This is a genomic window from Stenotrophomonas sp. As-7 (assembly GCF_030291015.1).
GTDB lineage: Bacteria > Pseudomonadota > Gammaproteobacteria > Xanthomonadales > Xanthomonadaceae > Stenotrophomonas > Stenotrophomonas lactitubi.
Genome location: NZ_CP127405.1, coordinates 2,914,383 through 2,929,718 on the forward strand (window position 1 = coordinate 2,914,383; position 15,336 = coordinate 2,929,718).

A 15,336-nucleotide genomic window follows, 5' to 3' on the forward strand; every position below is an offset into this window, starting at 1 on the left:
TCTTTAACTTCCGACTAACGAATGGAGGGGTTTCCAGCCAACGGCGCAGCCCCTCGTGGGTGGGTTGGTTGGTCGCGGAATGCAAAAGCCGTCGCGCTGGTCGGCCGGGTTGGATTCGCGGGGGACGCCGTGAATCCGTCCCTGGAGCAACTGTGTTGAGAGAGGGGCCTCGGCCCCTCCGACAGTCACGCACGGTAGTGCCGGCCGCTGGCCGGCAGCCTTTTGGGGCACGCGCAGACTGGCTTCAGGCGGGGATCGATCCGCCTTGAGCGTCACGCATGCGGGCGTTGAGAATCACCAGCATCTTCCGCATCACCGCCACGATGGCTACTTTTCCTTCTTTGCCTCGGGCTCGCAGCGACTGGTAGAAATCGCGCAGTCGAGGTTCATGCCGCATGGCCGACATGCTGGCCATGTAAAGCACCTGACGGATCTCGGCCCTGCCGCCATGGATGCTTCGTTTGCCGCGCATGGTTCCGCTGTCGTGGGACATGGGTGCTACACCGACCAGACTGGCGATGGCCTTGCCGCTGATCTTGCCCAGCTCCGGCAGATAGCTGGCCAATACCCCAATACCGCCTGCAGGACAGGGCCCACGCCTTTCATCGACTTCAGTACCGCCAGCTGAGGTTGCTGGGCAACCTGCTCGGCAATCTGCTGTCCCAAACGCCCAACCATCCTCTGCAGGCGGCTGATGTTGGCTTGCAGCAGTCGGCGCAACTCACGATCGGTCACCATCTCCTGCTGCTGGCGCGCTACGGTCAGGGCTTCCATCGTCTGTCGACGCGCCCGCACAAATTCCCGCAGCTTTTGCTGCCAGGGCTCCAGTGGCTGATAGGCGGGCAGTTTCACCAAGGCCGCCATCTGCGCCAATGCATAGGCATCCAGACGGTCGGTCTTGGCCACCTGGCCCATTCCCTGGGCCAGCCTGCGAGCCCGCAGCGCGTTGGCACGGACCACCGCATGACCGGCGTTGTGCAGGAAGTTCAGTACTGACTGTTCGTAGCCCCCAGTGGCCTCCAGCACGATCTGGCTCACCGGATGTTTCCTCAACCAGAGATCCAATTCAGCGAAACCCGAAGCGCTATTGCTGACCTGCAGCACCTCTCCATCCGTCGTGCCGACATCCAGTTGGCGCTTGCTGACATCAATCCCGATCCCGTTCATCACCGGACTCCGTATAGTCTGGAAGGGTCGAGAGCTCCCCCGCTTGCCCAGTCTTATTACTGCGAGTGTCAGCTCCAGCAACTGTTCGGGCGGATCAAGGGAGATTCCGGCGTGGGCGCCAAGCTCCAAGGCGATCGTCGAGATCCAGGCTTACACGGCGGCCCACGCCGGCTCTCGACACCTACGCTGCCAGATTCCAATCAGATAAGGCTTGTCCGCGGCATCCATGCCGCGGACACCCCCGCGAACCCAACCCGCCCGCCCTCTGACAGATTTCTGCGGTCCGCCACCCACGGAAAAGAAAAAGAAGATCAAAAGCAAAAGCGGCTTGGCTGGCCGCTTTTTTGTAGAGCCGAGCCCACGCTCGGCTGCGTTCAAGCCAGTCCGCGAAGCCGAGCGCAGGCTCGGCTCTACACGAGCAAGCGCAGCGCGCGACCCGCTTCTGCTGTTCTTTTTCTTCTCCGTGGCTGGACGCACACGGAAACTATCAGGGGTCGGGCGGGTTGGGCGCGCGGGGGTGTCCGCGGCATGGATGCCGCGGCCAAGCCCCCACGGATGGGTTTACGGCGTCCCCCGCGCGCCCAACCCGCCCGGCCCAATCACATGATTCGCTCTACGCGACCACCCACGAGGGGCTGCGCCGTTGGCTGGAAACTACGGCCACCAGCCATGCCCGAACCGCGCGTAATGATCAGCCGCACGCTCGAACGGATTGCGCGCGCTGACGCCGCCACACAGCAGATACACCGGCAGGTACAGCGGCCCCAGCACCAGGTACTGGTACACGTGCGCGCGCTCATGGTCATCCAGCCGGATCAACGGCTCCACGCCCCACCCCGCCTGATGTGCATAGGTACGGCAGCACATGCCCAGGTCGTAGCCGGTGTGCAGGATCACGTTGCCGAGAGTGATCGCTCCGCCCGGGCCCCACGGCCAATGGTCGAAAACCACCGCGCAATCACGACCGCTCCAGCGCATCTTCGCACCACCCAGCAACCCGGCCAGACCGCCAAGCAGGCCGATCAGGGTATTGGGCACGGTCCACAGCGCGCCCAGCACCTGCAGCGCGCGCAGCCAGATCGGCCAGGGCCGGGACGCGGCGTTCAATCGGCCTCGTTGGGGATCAGCAGCCACAGCAGCAGGTAGATCAGGATGCCCGGGAAGGCGGCCGACGCCAGCGAGATCACCACGTACAGCACCCGTACCAGGGTCGGGTTCCAGCCGAAACGATGGGCGATGCCGCCCATCACCCCGGCGATCATGCGGTCGTTCAGCGAGCGCGACAGGGTGCGCGGCACAGCGTTCATGGCGAGGTCTCCCGGCTGACTGACTGCGGCCACTGTAGCGCCTGCCGTGTCTACGGCGTGCGTTGGCGCAGCGCCTGCAGGCGCGCGCCGAACCACGCCGCCGAGGTCTGTTCGGGCTGGCCGGGGCAGCGGATCCGGTACGCCTTGCCACTCATGCTGCTCTGGCTCGCCGCACGCTCGATGAACTGCTCGGCGCTGTCGACCATGTCCTTCTTCAGCAGGTAGTCGTACTTGCGCTGCAGGTGGGCACGCGCATCGGCGGGTCCGTACCAGCTGCCGTTACGCTGGAACTGGCACTGGGAGCCGTCCAGGCTGCCAATCAGCTGCGTGATCTCGCGGCGCGCTTCGGCGCTGGGCGCGGCGCCGGCAATGCCCGGTGCAAGGGCCAGCGCAAGCGCGACCAAGGGGAAATACTTCATGGCGTGCGTTCCTTCAGCCAGTTGTCGATGGTCGCCGGCACTTCGCGCTGCGCGCGGCCGGAGACGTAGATGCCGATGTGCCCACCGCGGAAACTGGATTCGGTGTAGTCCTGCGTGCCCAGCCGGCCACGCATCGCACGTGATGCATCCGGTGGCACCAGGTGATCCTGTTCGGCGTAGATGTTGAGCACGGGCAGGGTCACCTTGGCCAGGTCCACCGCCTCCTCACCGATATGCACGGTGCCGTTGACCAGTCCGTTGCCCTGGTAGAACTGCTTGATGAACTCGCGGAAGGCCTCGCCCGCCAGATCGGGCGAGTCGAAGATCCACTTTTCCATGCGCAGGAAGTCTTCCAGTGCGGCCTTGTCATCGAGGATGTCGAGCAGGCCCACGTACTTCTGCACGTTCAGGCGGAACGGCTTGAGCATCAGGTAGCTGGCATTCATCAGATCGGCCGGGATGTTGCCCAGCGTGTCCACCAGCAGATCCACGTCCACCTGCTGCGCCCAGTGCGACAGCATGTTGTCGGCGGTCTGGAAATCGACCGGGGTGACCATGGTGATCAGGTTGCCCAGCTTCTGCCGGCGCAGCGCGGCGTAGCACAGCGCGAACACGCCGCCCTGGCAGATGCCGAGCATGTCGACCGGGCCACCGCTGCGCGCGCGCAGCGCATCCACCGCGCCATCGATGTAGCGCAGCAGGTAATCCTCAAGCGTCTGGTAACGCTCGGAACGATCCGGATAGCCCCAGTCTAGCACGTACACGTCCTGGCCCAGCGCCAGCAGCTTCTGCACCAGTGAGCGATCGGCCTGCAGGTCCACCATGTACGGGCGGTTGACCAGCGCGTACACGATCAGCAGCGGCGTGCGCCGGACCGGTGCGTTCTCGCCAACGAAGCGATACAGCACCACCTTGCCATCGCGCCAGACTTCCTCGCGAGCGGTGGCGCCATAGTCGACATCCTCCACCTGCGGCAACAGCTTCAACCCCTCCATCAGCTTGCGCTGCATGGCCAGGGTCTCCTGCATCAGGTCATCGGCATTGAAGCCCAGCGGTCCTTTCATGGCTTACGACTTCTGCGTGGTGGTGCGGGAGGTGGCCTTCTTCGCTGGCGCCTTCTTTGCTGGCACTTTCTTCGCTGGTGCCTTCTTCGCGGCAGGCTTGCGCGCGACGGGCTTCACCCTCGCAGGAGCCGGCTGGGCCACCGGGTCGACCGCATCGGTACCGGCAAGCACCGCCACCTGCGCCTGCAGCCGGCGCAGATTGCGCTCGAGCTCGGCGATGCGACGGTGGGCGGCATCCATCTCGGTGCGGGTCGGCAGGCCGATGCGTTCACTCATCTGTTCCACCTCGCGTTGCAGGCCCGCGCGCAGGCGCATCTGCGCATTGCCCAGCGCCGCGTAGATCTGCTGGAAGGGAGCAGACATGGCGACCTTGGCGTAGGCCTCCTCGGCCACTTCGATCCACAGATCGAACATCGCCCGTGCGCTGGTCAGCTGGCTGCCGGGCTGCTCATGGTCGGCCAAGCGCTGCTCGAACAGGTCGAACGCCTCTTCCAGCGCCTGCTTGATCTGCTCGACATAGGCCTGCGAGTGATGCTGGTACTCCTCCTGCGCGCGCAGCAGTGCCTGCCACCGCGCCTGGTGCTCGCGGCCGGGCCCGAACGCCGGGCTCTGCAGCCAGGGGCCGGCCAGCGTCTGCAACTGCTGGAACCACGCCGTGAACTCCGGCGCAGCAGCGCCGGCGTGGGTGCTGCCACGGGCGCCTTGCAGCATCCACTGCAGCATGCCGTCGCCCTGCCCCTTCACCGCTTCACGCCAGGCCTGGGCAACCTCGGCACTGCTGGCATCGCGGCCGGCAAAGCGTGCAGCCACTTCCTGCATGGTGCCGTACCAGCTGCCAGCCTGTTCACGGAACCGCCGCACCGCCTCTTCCGGTGCAGCCGCACCGGTCTCGGGCAGCAGTTGACCCCACCAGTCGAACAGGTGCTTCCAACTGCCCGGGTCGTCGCCAGCGGGGGCCCCCTGCACAGTCGCGTGGCGCAGGGCATCGCCCCAGGCACCGAAGTACTGCCGGGCCAGGTTCTCGAAATCGCTGCTGCCGGCGTCGTTGGCCGAGCTGGTCATCGCGCTCCTCCGCAGGGCTGGATCATGGCTTGGGAATGCGCAGGGTCTTGCTGATCATCAGCGACCCGGACAGCGCGAACAGCAGCACCAATGGATGCAGCTGCCAGGGGCCGATCTGCCACTGGCCCAGCCACAGGTCGTGGCCGATGGCATCGGTGCCGGCGGCGATCGCCAGCACAATCACCAGCGCCAGGCTGGTGGGAATCGGCGTTCCCTCGAAGTACTTCACCTTGCCTTCGTCACCGCTCATCGCCTCGGCGGTCACGTTGTACCGGGCCAAGCGGCTGACGCCGCAGCAGACGAAGTAGCTCAGCACCAGCCAGTCCCAGCCGCCCTGCATGCCACAGGCATAGGCCAGCGCTGCCGGTGCGACACCGAAGGAAATGACGTCTGACAGCGAGTCCAGTTCGCGGCCCAGGGTCGAACTGGACTTGCGCCAGCGCGCGATGCGGCCGTCCAGTGCATCGAAAATGAAAGCCAGCGGGATCAGCGCCATGCCGAACAGCAGATAGCCGCGCTCGCCATCCTGCAGGAAACGCATCGCGGCAAACACCGCGCCGGTGCCGCAGAAAGCGTTGGCGAGGGTGAACCAGTCCGCCAGATGGAACTCGCGCAGCATCGAGAAGTGACGTTTCATGAAGTCTCACGGGGCATCAAGGCCCACAGGGTACCGCGAGCGCCGCCACCGGCAACAGCGTGGGCTGACCCCGCCCTTCACCCGTCACTCACCGATCCTCACCGGCGGTGAATTTTTCGCCACCCATCTTGACAGCCTAGGGGGGTGGTGCCTGCCAGTGCTTATCCACAAAGTTGCCCACGCGTAATCCACACCCCCTGTGGACAAGTGGTTCTCACCGACTGCGACGCTGGACATTTCCTGATCACCTCAAGCCGGGGTTTCCCTACTTCCCAAGCCGATCGGCTGGCGCTATGGTCTGCGGCGGACCCGCCGCCGCCACGTCCGACTCCCCACCCACGGACGATGTTGATGCTGGATGCACGCACCCTGGCCGCGCAGTTGCGGCAGCCCCATGGCGAGGCCGCGCTGGCCGTGGGCGAATCGATGAACCGCAGCAACGGCGCCCTCAACCAGGCCGCAATCGCGTTGCTGGCGGTCGCTCCCGGAGAGCAGGTGCTGGAGATCGGACCCGGCAACGCCGCCTTCGCGCCGCTGTTGCTGCAGGCCAGCGGCAGTCGCTACGTGGGCGTCGAGCTGTCCCGTGCCATGGTCGACGCCGGCAACCGGCATCTTGCCGCCAGCGGCCTGGCCGGGCGTGCCGTACTGCGCGAGGGCGATGCCCATGCCCTGCCCTTGGCGGATGCCTGCGTCGATGCTGCGCTGGCGGTCAACACCCTGTACTTCTGGCCGAACCTGGCCCCCGTGCTGGATGAACTGGCGCGGGTGCTGCATCGCGGCGGCCGGCTGTGCCTGGCCTTCGGCGATGCTGGATTCATGCGCAGCCTGCCCTTCGCCGCCGACTTCGAACTGCATGAGCTGGATGCCGTGGAGCTGGCGCTGCGGGTGTCCGGTTTCAGCGTCACGGCATGGCGTTCGCATCGCGAATGCACAGCCGGCAATGACGGCCAGCAGCGGGAAAAGCACTTCCACCTGCTGCTGGCGCAGCGGCGCTGAAGCTCTCCCCGCCGGGCATGGCCCGGCGCTACCGAGGCTGCGCCGGATGGGTAGCGCCGGGCCATGCCCGGCGAGCGCAGCGGCCTCCGGAATGCCTCACAGCCGGCTGAAGGACCAGCTCTGCATGCGTCCATCCCGGTAAGGCATCACACCGTGGAACGGGCGCGGATCGGCATCGAACACCAGCGGCAGGAAGTTGCGGTCGCCCTCCCACATGGGCAGCGTGTCCAGCTTGTCCACGTCCACCCACTCCAGGGTTCCTTCGTGGTTGCCGCCGTGCGGGGCACCCTCGAAGCTGTCGATGACGAACACGAAACCGAACCAGTCCTCGCCGTGCTTGCCGAAGCCTGGCCAACTGATGGTGCCGCGCAGGCGCATGGCGGTGCAGTCGATGCCGGCTTCCTCGGCGATCTCACGGCGCATGCCGGCAGCCACGTCCTCGGTCGGTTCGACCTTGCCGCCCAGGCCGTTGTACTTGCCCAGGTGGTGGTCGCCCGGCCGGGTATTGCGATGGATCATCAGCACCTGGCGACGATCGGGCGAGAGCACATAGCCCAGGGTGGCGACGATCGGGGTATACGGCATGTGCGAATCCGGCGGCGGGTCAGCCGTGGATTATGGCCGATCAACGCACCAGCGACAGGCGACGATCGCCGGCACCCACGGTGTTGCCGTCAGGGTCACGGCGCAGGGTGGCCACGCCATGGCCGCGTTCTGCCAGGTATTCCAGCCATTTGCCGAGGAAGGTGTTCATCCGCATGCGATGGCTGATCAGCTCGGCCGGCGGCGGGTACAGGCCCATGGTGTCCTGCCAGCGGCGGCCGACGTAGCAGTGGGTGGTCTCGGCCTGGCGCGCGTCGCGGTACAGGCGGACGAAGGCCGATGGGTCCGGTTCACCGGTCACCGGGTCGGCCAGGTCGTAGGTCAGGCGCAGCTCCACCGTGTAGCGGTGGCACTCGATCACATCCAGGCGCACGTCCAGGCCGTCACCTACCGAGGAGACGTAGCTTCCCGCCACCAGCTCGGCCGGCGCGAACAGGCGCACCAGGTGGCGGTAATTCTCCGCGTACAGCCCCATCAGCCAGCTCAGCCGGCTCAGGCGGGGAATGCGCTCGGTACGGGGCAATGCTCGGGCCATGGGTTGATCCTACACGTTGGCCCTTCAACGTGGGGACAGTTCAACCCGCAGCCAAGCCGCCAGCGGCGATCACCCCTGTAGAGCCGAGCCCATGCTCGGCTGCTCTTCGGCCAGAACCCGGTGGCCCAGCCGAGCGTGGGCTCGGCTCTACAGGGCGCAGTTGAAGCGCCCATTGGCAGTGCCGACCGCTGGCCGGCAGCGCGGCGCGGCGCGAGGGAAAGGATCAATACAGCTCGCGCTGCAGCCCCAGCGTGCCCAGCACCTTGCTGGAGATCTCCTCGATCGAGGTATGGGTGGTGCTGAGGGTCGGGATGCGTTCCATCTGGAACATGACCTCCGCCGCGGCCACCTCGCGCTTGCAGGTGTCCAGGTTGGCGTAGCGCGAATTGGGCCGGCGCTCCTGGCGGATCTGCTGCAGGCGGTCGGGGTCGATGGTCAGGCCGAACAGCTTGCGTCGGTAGTTGCGCAGCCGTGGCGGCAGACGGTCGCTCTCCAGGTCCTCGTCGGTCAACGGGTAGTTGGCCGCGCGCACCCCGTAGTGCAGCGCCAGGTAGATGCAGGTGGGCGTCTTGCCGGCCCGCGACACCGCCACCAGGATCACGTCGGCATCGTCGTAGTTCACCGCGATGCCGTCGTCATGGGTCAGCGCGAAGTTCATCGCGTTGATGCGCCGGTGGTACGTGTCGAAGTCGACCATGCCGTGGGCCTGGCCGACCCGGTTCAGCCGGGAACTGGACAGTTCGCGCTCCAACGGCTCGATGAACGGGGCGAACACATCCAGCATCAGCGCCCCGCTCTCGGACAGGATCACGCTCAGGCTCTGGTCCACGCAGGAGTTCACCACGATCGGCCGGACCTGGTACCGCTCCCCCGCCGCCTGGATCCGGGCACACGCTTCCCGGGCTTTTTCGGGGTCATCGACAAATGACATCCGGTCGGTAATGAAGCTGAACCCGGAGAACTGGGTCAACAGGCTATGCCCAATGGTTTCAGCGGTGATACCGGTTCCATCGGAAACGTAGAACACCGGACGGATGGTCGACATGCGCGCATTTACCCCCTACGAAGCCTAAAAGGGCCGCCAACACAAGCTTGTGCCGACGGTGGTCTGCCCGGCATCATATCGACTTCTTCCTACGGACGCGGCCATTCAGCCCGCCTCGGGCGATGGCCAAACGGAGCATCGCGCTTGAACGAGAACATCCTGTGGTTGCACGAACTGCGTCTGGCCGACCTGGCCCGCGTAGGCGGCAAGAATTCCTCGCTGGGCGAGATGATCGGCAACCTGGCCGGTCTGGGCGTCTCCGTTCCTGGAGGTTATGCGACCACGTCTGAAGCCTTCAAGGACTTCATCGCGCACAACGACCTGTCCAAGCGCATCTTCGACAAACTGGCCACGCTGGACGTCGAAGACGTCACCGCGCTGACCGCGGCCGGCAAGGAAATCCGTAGCTGGGTCATCGATGCGCCGCTGCAGCCGCAGCTGGACCAGGACATCCGCAGCGCCTACGCCAAGTTGAGCGCCGACAACGGTGGCGGCGACGTGGCCGTAGCCGTGCGTTCTTCGGCCACCGCCGAAGATCTGCCCGATGCCTCCTTCGCCGGTCAGCAGGAGACCTTCCTCAACGTCACCGGTGCCGACGATGTCGTGCACAAGGTCAAGGAAGTGTTCGCCTCGCTGTACAACGACCGTGCCATCGCCTACCGCGTGCACCACGGCTTCAAGCACGAAGACGTGTTCCTGTCGGCGGGCGTGCAGCTGATGGTGCGTTCCGGCGTCGGTTCCTCCGGCGTGCTGTTCACCCTGGACACCGAGTCCGGCTTCCGCGACGTGGTGTTCGTCACCTCCTCGTTCGGCCTGGGCGAAATGGTCGTGCAGGGCGCGGTCAACCCCGACGAGTTCTACGTCTACAAGCCCACCCTGCAGGCCGGCAAGCCGGCGATCCTGCGCCGTTCGCTCGGCAGCAAGGCGATCCGCATGGTGTATTCGGATGTCCCCGGCGAGCGCGTCAGGATCGAGGACACCCCGGCCGAACTGCGCACCACCTTCTCGATCAACGATGAAGACGTGGCCGAACTGTCGCGCCAGGCGCTGACCATCGAAAAGCACTATGGCCGCCCGATGGATATCGAGTGGGCCAAGGACGGTGTCAGCGGCAAGCTGTTCATCGTGCAGGCGCGCCCGGAAACCGTGAAGTCGCGCAGCCATGCCACCCAGATCGAGCGTTTCGCGCTGACCGAAAAGGGCGGCAACGTTCTCGCCGAAGGCCGCGCCGTCGGCGCCAAGATCGGTGCTGGCGTGGCCCGCGTGGTGAAGACGCTGGAAGACATGAACCGCGTGCAGCCGGGCGACGTCCTGATCGCCGACATGACCGATCCCGATTGGGAGCCGGTGATGAAGCGCGCGTCGGCGATCGTCACCAACCGCGGTGGCCGTACCTGCCACGCCGCGATCATCGCCCGCGAGCTGGGCGTGCCGGCTGTGGTCGGTTCGGGCAATGCGACCAAGGTCATTGAAGATGGCCAGCTGGTCACCGTCAGCTGCGCTGAAGGTGATACCGGCTTCATCTACGAAGGCAAGCTCGGTTTCGAGCGCACCACCACCGATCTGGGCAACATGCCGCCGGCACCGTTGAAGATCATGATGAACGTGGCCAACCCGGAACGTGCCTTCGACTTCGGCCAGCTGCCGAACGCCGGCATCGGCCTGGCTCGCCTGGAAATGATCATCGCCAGCCACATCGGCATCCACCCCAACGCGCTGCTGGAATACGACCGTCAGGACGCCGCGACGAAGAAGAAGATCGACGAGAAGATCGCCGGTTATTCCGATCCGGTCGGCTTCTACGTGGACCGCCTGGCCGAAGGCATCGCCACCCTGACTGCCTCGGTCGCACCGAATCCGGTGATCGTGCGCCTGTCGGACTTCAAGTCCAACGAGTACGCCAACCTGATCGGCGGCAGCGGCTACGAGCCGCACGAAGAGAACCCGATGATCGGCTTCCGCGGCGCCAGCCGTTACGTCGACCCGAGCTTCTCGGCCGCCTTCGCACTGGAGTGCAAGGCCGTACTGCGCGTGCGCAACGAGATGGGCCTGGACAACCTGTGGGTCATGATCCCGTTCGTGCGCACCCTGGAGGAAGGCCGCAAGGTCGTCGAGGTGCTCGAACAGAATGGCCTGAAGCAGGGCGAGAACGGCCTGAAGATCATCATGATGTGCGAAGTGCCGTCCAACGCACTGCTCGCCGATGAGTTCCTGGAAATCTTCGACGGCTTCTCGATCGGCTCCAACGACCTGACCCAGCTGACCCTGGGCCTGGATCGTGACTCGTCGATCGTCGCGCACCTGTTCGATGAGCGGAACCCGGCGGTGAAGAAGCTGCTGTCGATGGCGATCAAGTCGGCACGTGCCAAGGGCAAGTACGTCGGCATCTGCGGCCAGGGCCCGTCCGATCATCCGGATCTGGCCGAATGGCTGATGCAGGAAGGCATCGAGTCGGTGTCGCTGAATCCGGACACCGTGGTCGATACCTGGCTGCGCCTGGCCAAGCTGAAGGCCAAGGGTTGAGCTGTTGACGCTTGATGGCTGACGTCGTTTTCATCGACGTCGGCCCATACTGAAGCACGCAAGCCCCGCCTTCGCGGGGCTTGTCGTTTCTGGCGTCCGCACACGCCATGTTCCTGTCGCACCTGTTCCCGTCGCAAAGGAGTCCGCATGATCGCCGCTGCCCCACCCGCCCCCGCCACGACGTCCTGGTTCCATTCGCTCGACTGGGAGCGGCTGCTGGAAACCTATGGCGTGCCGTTGCTCGCTGCCATCGTCGTGTTTCTGGTCGGGATGTGGGTCGCACGCCGACTGTCCAATGCGATGCCCCGCGCGACCGCGCGGATGGGTGTGGACCCGATGCTGGGCAGCTTCCTGCGCAACGTGGTCTATGCGGCCTCGCTGGTGATCGTGGTGTTGCTGGCCATCGGCACGCTCGGTGTACAGATCACGCCGCTGCTGGCCGTGCTCGGCACCGCCGGCCTGGCCGTTGGCCTGGCACTGAAGGATTCGCTGTCGAACATTGCCTCGGGCGTGATGCTGGTGACCCTGCGCCCGTTCCGCGTGGGCGACGTGGTGACCATCGCCGGGCAGACCGGCACGGTGCGCGAAGTACGCATTTTCCAGACCGTGATCACCGGTGCCGACAACCAGCACACCACCATTCCGAACACGCTGATCACCGCCGCACCGATCATCAACCTTACGGCAGAACCCACCCGCCGCGTTGAACTGGTGGTGGGCATCGGCTATGAAGACAACATCCAGCTGGCCCGCGATACCGCATTGGCGCTGATGAAGGCCGACCCGCGCGTGCTGCAGACACCCGCACCGGACGTGGTGGTGTACGAGCTGGGTGCGCACGCGATCAATCTGGGGATCCGCTGCTACGTGAAATCGGCCGATCACTTCGGCACCAAGGTCACCCTGCTGGAGCAGATCAAGCTGGGCTACGACAAGGTCGGCATCAACATCCCGTATCCGCAGCAGGACATGCACCTGTACCTGCATGGCAAGGATGGCGGCGTGGTCGAGGCAGACGCGCTGGTGCGCGACAAGCCGTGATCCATCCTGGTAGTGCCGACCAACGGTCGGCACCCACCCACCAGCATCGGTAGCGCCGGGCCATGCCCGGCGGACGCGGAATCAGGCCTCCACGGCCTCCTCCAGCACCGGATAGTCGGTGAACCCGACCGCGCCACCGCCGAAGTACGTCGCGCGATCCGGCGAGTTCAACACCGCGCCGGTGCGCAGGCGCTCAGGCAGATCCGGGTTGGCGATGAACGGCCGGCCAAAGCCGATCAGGTCGGCCCAGCCTTCCGCCAGTGCCTGCCCGGCACGCTCGACGGTGTACTTGCCGGCGTAGATCAGCGTGCCCGGATAGACCATCCGCAGTGCCTGCTTGAACGCCACCGGCATCAACGGGGCATCCTCCCAGTCGGCCTCGGCGATGTGCAGGTAGCCCACACCCAGCTCGCCCAGCAGGTGCGCGGCAGCCAGATAGGTCGCCTGCGGCGTGTCGTCCACCGCCCCCTGCAGCGTGGTCAACGGCGCCAGACGCACGCCGACACGCTCGCCGCCAGCGACATCGACCACCGCCTGCACCACCTCGCGCAGGAAGCGCAGGCGATTCTGCAGCGCGCCGCCGTAGCCATCGGTGCGCTGGTTGGCCTGCGAATCGATGAACTGGTTGATCAGATAACCGTTTGCACCATGCAGCTCAACGCCGTCAAAGCCAGCGGCCAGTGCATTGCGGGTGGCCTGCGCATAGTCAGCTACGATGCCCGGGATCTCCTCTTCGCCCAGCGCGCGCGGCATCGAGTGCTGGATCATCTCGCCCACTCCGGATTCCGGACCGGCGCCGGTGGGGTCGACAAAGACCTTCACCCCTTCGGCCAGCAGTGCCGAGGAAGAGACCGGCGCCGCGCCGTCCGGCTGCAGAGCAACATGGGACACCCGGCCTACATGCCAGAGCTGGGCATAGATGCGACCACCGGCCGCGTGCACGGCATCGGTGACCCTGCGCCAGCCCTGCACCTGCGCTTCGCTGTGGATGCCAGGGGTCCAGGCATAGCCCTGGCCCTGCGGGCTGATCTGGGTGCCTTCGCTGACGATCAGGCCGGCACCGGCACGCTGGGCGTAGTACTCGGCCATCTCTGCGGTGGCGACATTGCCGGCAGCCGCACGCGAGCGGGTCATCGGCGGCATCACGATGCGGTTGGGCAGCGTCAGCGCGCCCAGGCGGTGGGGGGTGAACAACATGGCGGCATTCTCTTGCGGGGGATTGCCGGCAAGGATGGGGATGGCGCTGCGCGCGCAACAGGCGCGTTCGTGCAAAACAGTTGTGCCGCCGAGGCAACGATGCCGCATCCACGCATGGCGTGGATTACAACGTCGGCTCGATCAACACCCCGCCGTGCGCGATGCGGTCATAGCAGGTGCGCACCACTTCTTCGCCGTATTTCAGCTCCAGCCGGCGCACGATGAAATGGCCGCGGGCCATGTCCTGGTAGTAGTCGGTGAACATGGTGTTGAGCGTCGCGCCGGCTGCCGCACCGACGATCGGCACCGCCTGCGCGGCAAACTTCTCGGTGATCACCACACCGAAGCGCGCGGCGACCTTTTCCACCAGCTTGGCCAGCAGCTTGCCGGCTTCCTTCGGCGCCACGCCCAGGGTCAGGTCGCGTCCCGTCACCACGCGCCCGGCCAGTTCGGCCGACAGGTGGCGCATCACATCGGTGGTGAAGCCACGGGCCAGGTAGTAGCCGGTCTCGCTGGCGTCATCACGCGGTGAATTGCCGCCCAGCGCGAAGACCTCCAGGCAGGCTTGGCGGGTACTGAACTGCGATAGATCGAAGCCTTCACTGCGGGCAACATCGGCCACCGCACGCATCATGATCGTGGTCGACACCGGCAGCTCGATGAACAGCGCGGCAAAGCCGAACGCACCACCGACCGCGCCGGACGTCGCTGCCGCCAGCTTGTGCCAACGTGTCGAGGCGCCCTTGCCCGGGGTGTTGTCCATGCTCCACAGCGCGGCCTGCACCGATTTGGACAACGCCGCCTGCACCGCACCGTGGATGCGGTTGGAGACCGAGGTGGGAAGCGCCTTCACCGCGAACTCCAGCGGCGTGCCGACCAGGTTGGCCATGCGCGCGGTGATCGTGGGCGCTTCCAGCAGGGCTACCGCCCGCTGCAGGTCAGACCAGTCGCCAGCGTCGTGGGCGATATCACGGGGCAGCAGGATGGGCTCGTTCATGGGCCGATCTTAGCGCTGGAGAGTTGAACGCAGCGTAGTGCCGGCCGTTGGCCGGCAGCCCTGCGCCGCCGGCGAGCATCAGGCGGTTGCCGACCAGCGGCCGGCACTACCCATCAAGAGGTCGGCAGCCCCGACAGCGCGCCCATGAACTGGCGATAGTGGCGCAGTTCGTTGATCGAATCGTGCACATCGCTCAGCGCGGTATGGTTGCTGTTCTTGCCCACGCCCGCAGCCACGGTCGGCGCCCAGCGCTTGGCCAGTTCCTTCACCGTGGACACGTCCAGGTTTCGGTAGTGGAAGTACTTCTCCAGCCGCGGCATCTGCCGGTGCAGGAAGCGGCGGTCCTGGCAGATGGAGTTGCCCGCCATCGGCGACACGCCGGCCGGAATCCACTGCGCCAGGAAGGCCACGGTCTGCGCTTCGGCCTGGCCAAGCGTGGTGGTGCTGTCGATGACACGCTGCCACAGGCCCGAACGACGATGCTGGTTGCGGTTCCACTCGTCCATCGCTTCCAGTGTTTCCAGCGGATGGTGGATGGCGAACTCCGGGCCCTCGGCCAGCACGTTGAGCTGGGCATCGGTGACCACGGTGGCGATCTCGATGATCGAATCGTTGTCGGTATCCAACCCGGTCATTTCCAGGTCGATCCAGATCAGTCGCTCGTTGGCCGCGCCGTTCTCTGCCATCGTGTCGCCTCGTTGCTGGGCAGGCACGAGGCCGGCCGGTAAAGGAAAGTGGCGGCC

General features: G+C 65.8%; 15 protein-coding genes and 1 pseudogene. 3 read left to right on the top strand and 13 right to left on the bottom strand.

Annotated elements, in window-relative coordinates; genetic code table 11:
- Window positions 1–244: 244 nt before the first annotated feature.
- The 7 genes and pseudogenes from QP457_RS13400 to QP457_RS13430 form a co-directional block, all read right to left on the bottom strand.
- Window positions 245–1,167 (bottom strand): annotated as a pseudogene (locus tag QP457_RS13400) (IS110 family transposase).
- A gap of 654 nt (window positions 1,168–1,821) precedes the next feature.
- Window positions 1,822–2,274: a hypothetical protein gene (locus QP457_RS13405; RefSeq protein WP_100552859.1), complete on the bottom strand. Its 453-nt coding sequence runs from the start codon at window positions 2,272–2,274 to the stop codon at window positions 1,822–1,824.
- Entirely contained in the window at window positions 2,271–2,474 is a 204-nt protein-coding gene (locus QP457_RS13410) for a PspC domain-containing protein (protein WP_089235996.1), read from the bottom strand. The genes QP457_RS13405 and QP457_RS13410 overlap by 4 nt, the downstream gene beginning before the upstream one ends.
- Before the next feature lie 50 nt (window positions 2,475–2,524).
- Complete coding sequence (locus tag QP457_RS13415) at window positions 2,525–2,893, bottom strand: YfeK family protein (RefSeq protein ID WP_205405849.1); 369 nt, start codon at window positions 2,891–2,893, stop codon at window positions 2,525–2,527.
- A complete protein-coding gene (locus tag QP457_RS13420; protein WP_100552861.1) occupies window positions 2,890–3,957 on the bottom strand; it encodes a class III poly(R)-hydroxyalkanoic acid synthase subunit PhaC in 1,068 nt (355 codons plus the stop codon). The genes QP457_RS13415 and QP457_RS13420 overlap by 4 nt, the downstream gene beginning before the upstream one ends.
- Window positions 3,958–3,960: 3 nt before the next feature.
- Complete coding sequence (phaE, locus tag QP457_RS13425) at window positions 3,961–5,019, bottom strand: class III poly(R)-hydroxyalkanoic acid synthase subunit PhaE (protein WP_205405857.1); 1,059 nt, start codon at window positions 5,017–5,019, stop codon at window positions 3,961–3,963.
- 22 nt (window positions 5,020–5,041) lie between these two features.
- Window positions 5,042–5,656 carry a phosphatidylcholine/phosphatidylserine synthase gene (locus tag QP457_RS13430; RefSeq protein WP_025879258.1) on the bottom strand — a complete coding sequence of 205 codons (615 nt, stop codon included), beginning with the start codon at window positions 5,654–5,656 and terminating at the stop codon, window positions 5,042–5,044.
- 345 nt (window positions 5,657–6,001) lie between these two features.
- Between QP457_RS13430 and QP457_RS13435 the strand changes: the two genes are divergently transcribed.
- Window positions 6,002–6,652 (top strand): class I SAM-dependent methyltransferase, encoded by a 651-nt coding sequence (locus QP457_RS13435; RefSeq protein ID WP_205405859.1) that lies wholly within the window; start codon window positions 6,002–6,004, stop codon window positions 6,650–6,652.
- Between the two features lie 96 nt (window positions 6,653–6,748).
- Here QP457_RS13435 and QP457_RS13440 read toward each other — a convergent pair whose 3' ends face one another.
- The 3 genes from QP457_RS13440 to QP457_RS13450 form a co-directional block, all read right to left on the bottom strand.
- Window positions 6,749–7,237: an 8-oxo-dGTP diphosphatase gene (locus tag QP457_RS13440; protein WP_100552866.1), complete on the bottom strand. Its 489-nt coding sequence runs from the start codon at window positions 7,235–7,237 to the stop codon at window positions 6,749–6,751.
- Between the two features lie 40 nt (window positions 7,238–7,277).
- Window positions 7,278–7,790 carry a DUF1249 domain-containing protein gene (locus QP457_RS13445; protein ID WP_025879261.1) on the bottom strand — a complete coding sequence of 171 codons (513 nt, stop codon included), beginning with the start codon at window positions 7,788–7,790 and terminating at the stop codon, window positions 7,278–7,280.
- 223 nt (window positions 7,791–8,013) lie between these two features.
- A complete protein-coding gene (locus QP457_RS13450) occupies window positions 8,014–8,835 on the bottom strand; it encodes a pyruvate, water dikinase regulatory protein (protein ID WP_089236004.1) in 822 nt (273 codons plus the stop codon).
- 144 nt (window positions 8,836–8,979) lie between these two features.
- On the opposite strand from QP457_RS13450, the gene ppsA reads away from it, so the two are divergent.
- Both ppsA and QP457_RS13460 read left to right on the top strand, forming a co-directional pair.
- Complete coding sequence (ppsA, locus tag QP457_RS13455; RefSeq protein WP_089236005.1) at window positions 8,980–11,358, top strand: phosphoenolpyruvate synthase; 2,379 nt, start codon at window positions 8,980–8,982, stop codon at window positions 11,356–11,358.
- Window positions 11,359–11,505: 147 nt separating this feature from the next.
- Window positions 11,506–12,399, top strand: coding sequence for a mechanosensitive ion channel domain-containing protein (locus QP457_RS13460; protein WP_205405861.1), 894 nt, complete (start codon window positions 11,506–11,508; stop codon window positions 12,397–12,399).
- Between the two features lie 81 nt (window positions 12,400–12,480).
- Here QP457_RS13460 and QP457_RS13465 read toward each other — a convergent pair whose 3' ends face one another.
- The 3 genes from QP457_RS13465 to orn form a co-directional block, all read right to left on the bottom strand.
- The gene (locus tag QP457_RS13465; RefSeq protein ID WP_205405863.1) at window positions 12,481–13,596 is read right to left on the bottom strand and encodes an alkene reductase; all 1,116 of its coding nucleotides are present in this window, start codon (window positions 13,594–13,596) and stop codon (window positions 12,481–12,483) included.
- A 124-nt stretch (window positions 13,597–13,720) separates the two neighbouring features.
- Complete coding sequence (locus QP457_RS13470; RefSeq protein ID WP_180167399.1) at window positions 13,721–14,593, bottom strand: EcsC family protein; 873 nt, start codon at window positions 14,591–14,593, stop codon at window positions 13,721–13,723.
- A gap of 113 nt (window positions 14,594–14,706) precedes the next feature.
- The gene (orn, locus tag QP457_RS13475; protein WP_180167400.1) at window positions 14,707–15,279 is read right to left on the bottom strand and encodes an oligoribonuclease; all 573 of its coding nucleotides are present in this window, start codon (window positions 15,277–15,279) and stop codon (window positions 14,707–14,709) included.
- Between the last annotated feature and the right edge of the window lie 57 nt (window positions 15,280–15,336).